Below are 1,694 nucleotides of genomic sequence, written 5' to 3' on the forward strand. Positions count from 1 at the left end.
GCCGGCGTGCCCACCGGCTGCGCCGCGTTGAGCGCCCGGTCGCGGGCCGCCCCGGTCAGGCTGCCGGCCGCAATCTGGTCGAGCAGTGTCTGCGTCGCCACCCGCACGAAGGGCGCTGCCATGTCCAGCGTACCGGCCGGGGCGGCCGGATCGCTGCCCAACTGGATGCTGCCGCTGCCCTGCACCACGGCGATGCCGGTGGAGGACGACAGGTCGAGCAGGCTGTCCGCCACCGCCTGTGGCGCTGTAACCGCGCCAACCACGCTCAAGAGGCCGTCGGCACCAAGGGAGACACTGGTCTGGCTGGCAGCAAGGGCAAGCTGTTCCACCCGCATGCTGCCGCCGGTGGTGATGAAGATGCTGTTGGCCCTGAGGGCGCCGAACTCGCCACTCGAGAGGCTGTAGCTGCCGGCCGCTGTAGCGCCCGCGCCCCCGATCACCGTGGTGGGGGCCAGGCTGAACAGGCTGATGCTCTGGGTGTCGGCGCCGCCGATCTGACCGCCGCTGATCGCGATGTCGGCCGACTGCACGTTGATGAAGGGCGCCGCGATCGGCCCGGTCAGGCTGACGCGGCCGCCGGCATCAAGGAACAGGCTGCCGGTGAGCGTGGTGGGCCCGATCGCCAGGTCGCCGCCGCTGATGATGAAGATATCGGTATCCACCTGGCTGGTGCCGGCCAGCGTCACGTTGCCGGTGGCGGCCAGTTGCAGACCGCTGGTGCCGACATTGCCGCCGATGCTGATGCTGCCGTTGATCGCCGCCGGCACGCTGGCCAGCAGCGCACTGTAATCGGGCGGCGAATTGGGCGGGAACCCGATGGAGCCAGCCTGCGTGATGGTGCCGATGAACAGGCTGTTGCCACTGCCGGTGGTGATACTGCCGGTGCTGACACTGCCACCGGCGAGCAGGATGGCATCGCGAGCCGAACCGAGATCGCCGACGCTGATGGCGCCGCCGGCCAGCAGGCCGATGTCGCCAGCGGTGGTGGCCAGCGCAGTGGCCAGCGACAGGGTGGTGCCAGCCTGCACGAACAGGTCCGCAGCGGTCACCGTGCCGGTGGCGCCAGCAGTGGGCGTGGCGAAGCCTGCCGTCACCAGCCCGTCAGCATAAAGCTGCAGGAAGCCGCCAACCGTGATGGTTCCCCCATCGTTGAGGCCGATGTCCCCGGCGGTGGCCAGCGTGGCATCGCCGCTGATGCCGATGCTGGACCCGGCGGTTGCCACCAGGCCGCTGCGCTGGCCGCTGGCCGGGGGCAGGAAGCCGCCGGCCAGCGCATCCAGTGCGGCAAGACTGAGCGTGCCACCGCCCCGGGCCAGCAGCTGGACAGCGCCGCTGAAGGCATTGTCGCCTGGCGCCGGCAGGCCGCTGGCGCTGATCGACAGGAGACCAGCATCGATCAGGCCGCCAGCGCTGGCATCGAGCAGCACGGTGCCGCCCGCGCCGCTGCCGCCGGCGACCGCCAGCCCGTCGGCGCCGAGGGTCGCATCGGCAAGGCTGATCAGGCTGCCGGTGCCGTCGGCTCGCAGCGCGACCGTGCCGCCGGTGCCGGTGCCGCCGCTGGCACCGCTCTGGCTGGCGCCGCCGATGCCGTTCACTGCCAGCAGCAACGGGTTGGCGGCGCTGATCTGCCCGCCGCCGGCTGCCGCCAGCGTGATCGCGCCGCCGGTGCCGGCGCCGCCTGGCCCGGAGAAGCC

Annotated in this window: 1 protein-coding gene; it reads right to left on the reverse strand. The window is 72.0% G+C overall.

Annotated features, from left to right (window positions below):
- Positions 1–1,694 (reverse strand): beta strand repeat-containing protein (locus tag GJV64_RS14160; RefSeq protein ID WP_164158095.1); only part of this gene is annotated, 1,694 nt, incomplete at both ends.

This window comes from Sandarakinorhabdus rubra (assembly GCF_010994245.1).
Lineage (GTDB): Bacteria > Pseudomonadota > Alphaproteobacteria > Sphingomonadales > Sphingomonadaceae > Sandarakinorhabdus > Sandarakinorhabdus rubra.